Here is a 9,025-nt window from a genome sequence, read left to right as displayed (position 1 = left end):
CACTGTAACAGACAGGAGGGAAAAGTGAAAAAGGACAGGCTGTTTACATTGATCGAACTTCTGATTGTAATTTCTATCATCGCAATTCTGGCTGCGATGCTGCTGCCGGCGCTGAACCGGGCGCGTTCGAAGGCGAAAACGATCGGCTGTACCAGCAATCTCAAACAGCAGGGAATGGCCTTTTTCCTCTACGCCAACTCCTACGACGACTGGATCTGCCCCAGCATTTACGGCGGCGGGCTGGAAGATGCCTATTACTGGTACCGTCGATTGCAATGGACCGGCTGTACCGGAGGCGGTACCGGCAAAGAGGCGCTGGCCGCTGTCGGAAAGGGAATTTTTCATTGTCCGGCGGAAACGGAACCGAGAACGGCGACCGTCTGGGGCATTACCGCAAGCTGCAGTTATGTCATCAACACCAATGTCGCCAGTGGAGACGCAATCAGCAATCCTGCGAAATTCAACGAGTGGCTTTTGAAATTCAGCCAGCTGTCGCGATTGAAAAAAAAGGCGTCCGCCGCTGTTCTTGTCGTGGATGGCGCGGGGATCGATGGTACTTCGCATATTATCGCCACCGGGCCTCACTACTGGAGAAGTTATGCGCCGTTTGATCTGCAAATTCCGCAATACGGCATCGCTCACCGGCACAATGCCGGCGGCAATTTTCTCTACGCAGACGGCCATGTGAAGTGGTTCCGTGGCCCTCACAGCAGCGCGATCGGCCTCTATTGTCGCCGTCTCGATACCAATACTGTCGTTGAATTTGAATAGGAGAGGACATTTCAGTGAAGCAGGAAATTTTTCGCGGAATCCGACCGGATGATCTCGGCGGGCGCATGGGGTTGAAAAATCCGGAACGTGGCTTCCGCACCGAAGTGTACGCCAGCACCATTCCCGGCGAGATCGCCGGCATGTGCACCGTCCACCAGAAACGCAACAAGCTGGACGGTCGCTGTCTCGCCCCCCCCTGCGTCAATGACATGATCCGCGGCAACCGTCTGGACGGCGTTGAATTCCGCCACTGTCAGTGGCAGGATGAATTGGATTATTGTGCCTACGACGGGTTGACGGTCATTCAAGGATATGTCTACCTCAACAAATTTTCAGACGGGCGGCCGCTGTCGGCGGCGAAACTGGAGGATATCGAGGAATTCTTTTTCCAGATCCGCCGCCGCGGCATCAAGGTTCTGTTGCGGTTCGCCTATGAATTGAGTCCCTGCATCATCGGTCCGACCGGGGCAACCATTCTCCGTCACCTGGAGCAGCTGAAACCGCTGATTCGGAAAAATATCGACATCATCTACTCGCTTCAGTGCGGGTTTCCCGGCTGGTGGGGGGAATGGCATCACTCGTTTCATCATCTTCGTTCGGATGTCGGTTTTCAACGCGATCTGTTTGCCGCAGTGCTCGAAGTGCTTCCCGTCAGCCGGCGAACCATGATTCGTTATCCGCGCATCAAACAAGCGGTGTACGGTGAGGAGCCATTGCCGGAGGCGTTGGCGTTTACCTCTGATCCGCGCGCCCGCATCGGCCACTTCAATGACGGCTGCCTCGCCGGACCGGGACACGCGGGAACCTTCTGCGAACCGAATCGGGAAGCCGAGTTCGACTATGTCACCCGGGAAAGCCGCTTCCTGCCGATGGATGGAGAGCTGCTCTGGCATGATCGGCTCGGTGCTGTTTCCGGACTTGCCGCGGCCAGACACTTCACGCTTCACCATTTTGATACGTTCGGGATCATTCACAGCCATTCGCTCGGCCAGTTCGAAGAGTATTCCATCGATCACTGGAAGAGTGTGCCGATCGATCTGCGCGATCTTGCCGATGCCGGGATGCCGCTTGCCGCCGACTATTGCTTTGACGCACAGGGAGAGCCGGTTCTGCGCAGTTATTACGAATATATCCGTGACCATCTCGGCTACCGGATCGAACTGCAGCGGGTGGAGCTGCCCGATGTGCTGATCCCCGGGAAACCGTTTTCGGCGAAGGTGTACCTGATCAATCGCGGGTTTTCCACACCGGTCAATCCACGGCCGGTTCATCTGGTACTGGAGAACGGCGCGGAGCGAGTGGAAATTCCGATCCAAACAGAAATTCAGCGCTGGTTCGGGTGTCATTTCACCACCGGCGAGGCGATCGAACAGGAACTGAAAGTGGAATTCCTTCTGCCGGAAACGCTTCCACCCGGCCGGTACCGGGTAGGCCTTGCCATGCCGGACGAAGCTGAGACACTCGCCGGACGCCCGGAATATGCAATCCGCTGCGCGAACGATCTGGAGTTTCGAGACGGTGTGAATTTTTTCCAGACCAGGTTGGAATGTATTTCCTGTAAAAAATGAGAGGAAAGGCAACGTCTATGTGCTTTCGTTTTTTTGTTGCGGCACAGGTTCTGATGCTGCTGATGCCTGGCTGGCTTGTCCCGGCGGTTGCGGTGGAGATTGCGGTCCCGGAGGCAAAAGGGTACGGCAGTCGGGAAATCGCCGTTGCTCCACTGCCGGACGGCGGGTTTCGAATCACAGGGGGCCCGACCGCCAAAAAGATCACCTATGCTTCGCTGCGCATTCCCTGTAATGTGTCGGTTGATGCGGCAGATTTCTCCGCGCTGGAAGTCACAGCCTCCGCCGACAGGAAAATTCGAATCAAGCCGGAACTGCAACTGGAAACCGGTCGCACGGCTGCCGACTATGACCGTGGTCGTCCACTGGAAGAGCTGCCCCGCGTCATCCGGTTTGAACGGAACGCTTTTGCTCCGGCGCTTTCAGGAAGGGTGCGGGAGCTGATACTCGGGTTCGGCCTCTGGGAGTTTGATACAACAAAACAGGGGTTTGAAATCGAGATCAAAGGAGTGAATCTGCTTCTGCCGGAGGAGCGTTTCCTGATTCCCCGGCCAACGGCCGGCGTGGAGATTGACGGAGCATACCGTAAGGACTGGGGATTCGAAGACAATCTCTATTTCTGGCATCCGCCCGTGTGGGTAAAACTCGACCGTCCCTCACAGCTGGTCGAGGCGAAGCAGTGGCGTTCTGCGGAAGAACTCTCCGGTAGATTCTCTTTTATGTACAACGAAACAACACTCTTTTTTCTTGCGGAGGTCGCCGACGCCACACCGGGGGGCGGAACGCATTCGGATGCACCGTGGGAAAACGACAGCATCGAACTCTTTCTCGCGCCCGGAGTGCTCGACTCCGAGTTGCGGCGTGGAGCTCCGCTGCAAGCGTGCGGTGTGCAGATTGTATTTGACTGTGGTGCAGGTGGCGGAAAGGCGATGATTCCCGGCGGAAAGGCGGACTCTATCCGCTCCCGGCTGGTCCGGGGAAACGTCACGGTCAACGGCAATCCGGTCCCGGGTTACGTGCTGGAGGCGGCGATTCCCGCCAAACTGCTGCGTGGCTGGAAACCGGTCCGGGGCGACCGGCTCGCCTGGTCGCTGAGCCTGCGTGATTCCGGCGGAACCCGCTTCTCCGTGACGCCGCAGAATCCTGCGCCTCATCAAAACATTTCCGGATTTCGAAGCGCATATCTTGACTTTTTCGACGAAAAGAGCAGACCGGCCGTCACCTGGGGGGCGGTCGCGGTTGATTTTCCGTTCCCGAAGGAGTTGAATGCGCCGGAACGGCGGCTCTGGGAGAAGTCGGAACTCCGTTCGATCAGTGCGACTGCAGAGCGGTTTTATCTCAATGGTATCTGGGCAATCCAGTGCGTCCCGGACCGGGAGGCGTCGCCGAATCCGGCGAAGTGGCTTTATGCGCCGTTGCCGATGGGGATCGGCTGGGCAATGCCGCTCTGGCGGCCGGTTCCGGGGCGAGGACTCGTACCGGTTCCGGAGGGATACGCGGCGCTTGGCGGAACCAAGGGGCGTTTCTTCTGGTATGAGCGTACCTTCTCTGTTCCAGAAAACTGGCGAACACGTCATTTGCGGTTGCGGTGCGACTATCTCGATATCGAGGCGGAGTGTTTTCTCAACGGCGAGTATCTCGGCAGCTTCACACTGGAACAGCCGGAACTGCCGGTTGATCCGGCCCGGCTTCGCCACGGAGAACCGAACCGGCTTTCGCTGCGTCTTTTCACCCGGGTGAATCCGAGTTTTTCCGCAGCGAACGGCAAATGCGGTATCACCGGAGATCTGTATCTGGAATCGTCGGAATCTGCGCCGCCGATACGGGATCTCTGGGTGAAACAGGCCTCCGGTCTCACCGGAGAATTCGATGTGCAACTGGAGCTGGTTCGCGGAACCGGGCTGTCGTACGAGGCGGAGGCGGACATTCTCGATTCCGCCGGGATCTCCCGCTGTCGAATGGCGCGCCGTCCGGTAGCCGAGCGCTTTTCCTTTACCGGAAAAGTCGCGGACTTCCGCCCGTGGTCACCCGAATCGCCGACGCTCTTTACGTTTCGGTTGCGGCTTTACTCCCGGGGCAGACTTGTCGAGGAGCGGCTGCAGAAATTCGGGTTCCGCACCTTTGAGACAAAAGGAGCGCACTTCCTGCTGAACGGGAAGATTTTCCGTTTCCGTACCGGCATGCTGACCAATCCGTCGAAAGTGATCGAGCCGGGACGCTTCCGGCAGCTCCGCAAATTCGGCTTCAATGCGATCTATTTTCATGCCAACGAATACGGAAATAACTTTCCAATTTTCGACCTGCTGGATCGGGAGGGGTTTGTGGCCATCGCACCATTCGACCGTGCCGCGCCGGACGGGGAGACCGCGGAACTCGTCCGACGAACCCGCAACCATCCTTCCGTGGTCGGCTATCTCAGCGACCAATACGGTCAGCTGGACATCAACGGTTACATTCACGACCCTTTCCGGACCGACGACAGCTATCTGCCTTCGGGCGAGAGAGCGCAGACGATCTTCCGACTGATGACTCGGCGGGATGAACTCTTCCGGCGGCTTGATCCCTCCCGGCGCTATGTGGCACAGGCGACCGGAAACTGGCCGGGATTCATGCGCATTACCCATCAGTATGCGACCAACGGCCTCAATCTCTCGGATCGGCGTCGCTATCAGGAGCCGTGGGCGGCGCGCAAAAATCCGCAGCTTCCGCTCTATATTTTCGAAGCAGGAGTCAGTAATTTGCTCAACTTCGACACAACGCACCCGGATCACACCTTCGAAGTACTGCCGCAGCGGGAACCGGTTGAACGACTGATGAATTACGAGTGTGCCGCCCGCTACCTGGGCGACCGTGCATTCTCCGACTGGCGACAGTGGGAATGGCTGTTGATGCGGGAATCGCTGCGGAACTTCCGGCTCCACGGCGTCGACGGGTTCTGCATGTGGATCGCGGACGATCTCTGGGCGCATCCGGTCAACACGGACTCCCCGCGGGGATTTCCCGACCGGCGGCGGCTTGATCCACGCTTCTTCACCAGCCCGGTCGGTGAAGTGCTGGAGGATGGCTGGATGCGTGTGAACAGCGGTTACTATCGGTTGCGCGCCCATGCGGCCGAGAGCTGGCCGGAGCGCTACGGCCTCGGAGTACTCCAACCGAAAACAACGCGATTTACACCTCTCTTCCTCAATGAAATGCAGCCGTTTTTCGTCTGCATCGGGAACGAGGCAGACGATCCTGCCGGATACGACCACAACTACTACGGCGGCGAAATGCTGAAGAAGCAGCTGCTCGGGGTCAATGACACTTCCGGGGAGTTCCGTTTCCGGGGAACCGTAACTCTGCAGGTGGCGGGGCGAACAGTCGCCCGGCGGAAGTTTGATCAACGAATCGCGCAGGGCGCACGTTTTGCGCTGCCGTTTGAATTCCGGCTTCCCGAACCGGGAGAACCGCGTGTCCCGGCGGAACTGCAACTGGAGTTTTTCGATGACAGGAACTCTCTTCGAAAAGAGAGTTTCGCGCTGACCATTTTCCGACGCGCCGAATACGGTTTGGAGCCGGGAACGCTCCCCGTTTCAACAGGGAGGTTTCGGCTCGGCGTAGTGACCGTGGAGAAATTACCGGTCACACACCGCCTCGGACTTGCAGCGGAGACGTTGACGCTTGATCGACCGATTCCCGCGGAGATCTCCCATCTGGTAATCGAACGCAACGCTTTTGCCGACCCCGCCCGGGATGTGCTGGAGTCATTCCTTCTGCGAGGAGGACAGCTCCTGGTACTGGAACAGTCCGGCGGCTTGTTTGGTCACCGTCTGAAAGAGCTCTATCTGGAGCATCTCTTTGCCACGGATACCGGCCATCCGGTACTGGAAGGGTTGTGCGATGCGGACCTTGCCATGTGGCGGGGGAGAGCGGGAACGGTGCCGGCAGAGAAACGTCCTCCGGACTCCTTCCGTCACAGTCAGTCCGCCGCACTGGAAACCCCGCACCTGACCAATCGCAATGTGGTGGCCGGCAAGGTATTGCCGCTTCCTTCGGTCGGTGCGTTTCAGCCGATTCTCACCGGAGGTTTCGATCGGGGCGAAGCTGCGTTGCTGGAAGCCGCCTCCGGTGCAGGCCGGGCGATCTTCTGCCAGGTTGATCTTACGGACAGGCTCGGAATCGATCCTGCCGCAACGCGGTTGGCGCGAAATCTTTTCCGATACTTTCTGACGTCGCAACCTTCGGAATCCCTGCCGGGAGTCCGTTACTTCGGCGGACCGAAAGGACGTGCTTTTCTCAGCCGGCTCGGAATCTCTGTGGTTCCTGCGAGTCCAGTTGCGGTGGCGGGAGAGGACGCGACAGGACTGGATACACTGCCAGCAGAGGTCCGAACTCTGGTGGTACTGCCGATGTGCGACGTTCTGCCCGGAGGAATTACGGCGAAACCGATCCGGATCCGCACCGTGGATTCTCCACTCTGGCTGTTCAAAAGTCTTTACGGAACCTCGATGTTTCGCGGGGAGCGGCCCGGTGCCGATTCCGATGTGCCACGGGATTTTGCCGGAATCACCACAGCAGATCTCTACTGTTTTGAGAATCCGGAAGTGAAGAGTTTCTCCGCCGCGGGGGCGGAGCGGAGTCGGTACGGTACGCTTCTCGCCCGTGACGCGGGATCGGTCCGGCAACTCTTCTGCGCCTGGGATCCGGCCTCGGTCCGGAGTACCGAATGTCGCCGGAAGATCGACCGGATCTGGTCGATCCTGTTTTTCCGGCTGGGGGTGGAAAATCGCCGGGGGCTGAACTTCTCGATTCCCCCGTGGGATCTCTCCGGCGGAGAGTGGCATTTTCTGACCGATCCCGACGGCAGCGGAGAGCAGCGGGGATATGCCACGGGCAATTTCGGCGGCCGGGTGCCGCGGCCGATCGAGATCGGCAAAGTCTGGGAGGAACAGGGGGTAACGGAGACCAATCCGGCCTTCAATTCCGCGCCCGGCTCAGCCTACGACGGCTTCGGCTGGTATTTCCGGACGGCGATGCTGCCGGAAATACCGAAGGGAAAAGTTTATCTGTACATCGGCGGAATCCGCGACATCTTCACCTTCCGCCGTGAGGAGCAGCGTTCAACACTCTTCATCAACGGCCGGAAGATGCCGGAGCCGGTCTACGTCTCGAACGCCCATCGCGGCGGACGCGGCGCGCGGTTGTGGCAACTGCCGGAAGGAGTATTGCGGCCGGGGCGGAACTTCATTGCGGTTCGTGTTTACAACGATTACGGCCCGGGCGGCATTCATGCAGGGCCGGTCCTGCTGGAGTTTCCCGGATTCAACAGCGATGTGCCGTTCGCCCGGGAATTCGATCCGGTGAAATACACCAACTACTTTTTCTGGTGCTGGTGACGACGGGTCAGGAATGCGCGGGAAAGGTCGACACCGTCTCCGGAAGGTGTTTTCGCTGGTTGAAGCTCCGCCTGCGCAACCGACCTGCGCCTCCGGAGCTCTCTGGTCGGTCGGTTGCTTCGGCTGTGCCAACTCACGCTTGTCATCTGCAATCGCTCCGAATAAATTTGCACAAAATATCGGACACCACCTTTGAACCACACGACATCGTAAAAAAATGCCATCCTTTTACCGACTAATTCAGCGGGCATTTTACACCTGCTTACATTCTCCAGTTTTCGGGGCCAAACGCGCAACGCCAGCATAACCAACTTCTCTTCGATATCGAATTCGGAAAGGCGACAGGCTCCTTTTCAGAGGTCGGAAAGCGGCACGCCGGCACCTCCTCGGTAATCCCGGGGCGATACCCCGAAACGCGCCCGGAACTGCCGGTTGAAATTCGACAGGTTGTTGTAGCCGCAGCGCTGGGCGATTTCCAGAACCGACGCGGATGAATTCTTCAGCAGAGTCGCTGCCGCGTTGAGCCGCAGCCGCTGCAGATAGGGCTGCGGCGCACACCCCATCGCCCGATGAAACAGTTTGCGGAAATTCGATTCACTCGCAAAACAGAGTTCCGCAAGTTTCACCACATCGATCTCCTCGTTGTAGTTGTCATTCAAGTAGCGGAGCGCCGGCATGATGCGTTCGATCTCCTGATAGTCCCGCGGGGCGTCGGAGGACTCCCCGCCTCGATGGTAGCGGTTCAGCAGCAGCATGAGCCGCCAGGTCAGACTGCGAACCATCGAGCAGTAATGGTCCGGCCGGTCGCGGACTTCCAGCAGAATTTGAAGGATGCAGTGCGCGATCTCCGGATACGCCTCGCCGTCAATGATGTTCCGGAACGCAGAACCGCAATATTGCGACAACCGCAGGTTTTCAGAATAACTCCCGATGCTGTCCGCCAGCAGACGAACCGGGTCAAGATGGAGAAATCCCCAGCTCGTGGTGTTTCCGGGAGTTCCGCGCGCGATGTGCACCTCGTGCGTGTTGATGACAACCGCATCTCCCCTCTTGAACGGCAGAATCTTGTCGCCGATTAAAAAGAGACCGGTTCCGTCGAAGCAGTAACCGATTTCAAACAGGTCATGAATGTGCGGTCCGATATCCGGGTGTTCGTCCCGCGTATTGAAATCCGGAGTTCCCACGGGGAAATCATCGTCCACCGGAATCCGCTGCAACTGTTCGGTCAGATGCGATTTGCCGCTTTTTGATTGAATCCGCATAGTTTTTTGATTGTTTTCGCAAAGATATATTCTTTTCTTCAAGGTATAATAT

General features: G+C 58.2%; 4 protein-coding genes. 3 read left to right on the top strand and 1 reads right to left on the bottom strand.

What is annotated here, in order from left to right:
• The 3 genes from ACMLHG_RS13810 to ACMLHG_RS13800 all read left to right on the top strand — a co-directional run.
• Window positions 1-771 (top strand): prepilin-type N-terminal cleavage/methylation domain-containing protein (locus tag ACMLHG_RS13810; protein WP_417170866.1); only part of this gene is annotated, 771 nt, incomplete at its 5' end.
• 14 nt (window positions 772-785) lie between these two features.
• Window positions 786-2,339 carry a DUF4832 domain-containing protein gene (locus ACMLHG_RS13805; RefSeq protein ID WP_417170865.1) on the top strand — a complete coding sequence of 518 codons (1,554 nt, stop codon included), beginning with the start codon at window positions 786-788 and terminating at the stop codon, window positions 2,337-2,339.
• Window positions 2,340-2,356: 17 nt separating this feature from the next.
• Window positions 2,357-7,711: a sugar-binding protein gene (locus tag ACMLHG_RS13800; protein WP_417170864.1), complete on the top strand. Its 5,355-nt coding sequence runs from the start codon at window positions 2,357-2,359 to the stop codon at window positions 7,709-7,711.
• Window positions 7,712-8,064: 353 nt separating this feature from the next.
• Here ACMLHG_RS13800 and ACMLHG_RS13795 read toward each other — a convergent pair whose 3' ends face one another.
• A complete protein-coding gene (locus ACMLHG_RS13795; RefSeq protein ID WP_417170863.1) occupies window positions 8,065-8,973 on the bottom strand; it encodes a helix-turn-helix domain-containing protein in 909 nt (302 codons plus the stop codon).
• Window positions 8,974-9,025: the final 52 nt, after the last annotated feature.

Source organism: Victivallis sp. (genome assembly GCF_048170485.1).
GTDB lineage: Bacteria > Verrucomicrobiota > Lentisphaeria > Victivallales > Victivallaceae > Victivallis.
Note: the sequence above shows the minus strand (reverse complement) of the source record. Positions and strands in the feature narration are given on the sequence as shown.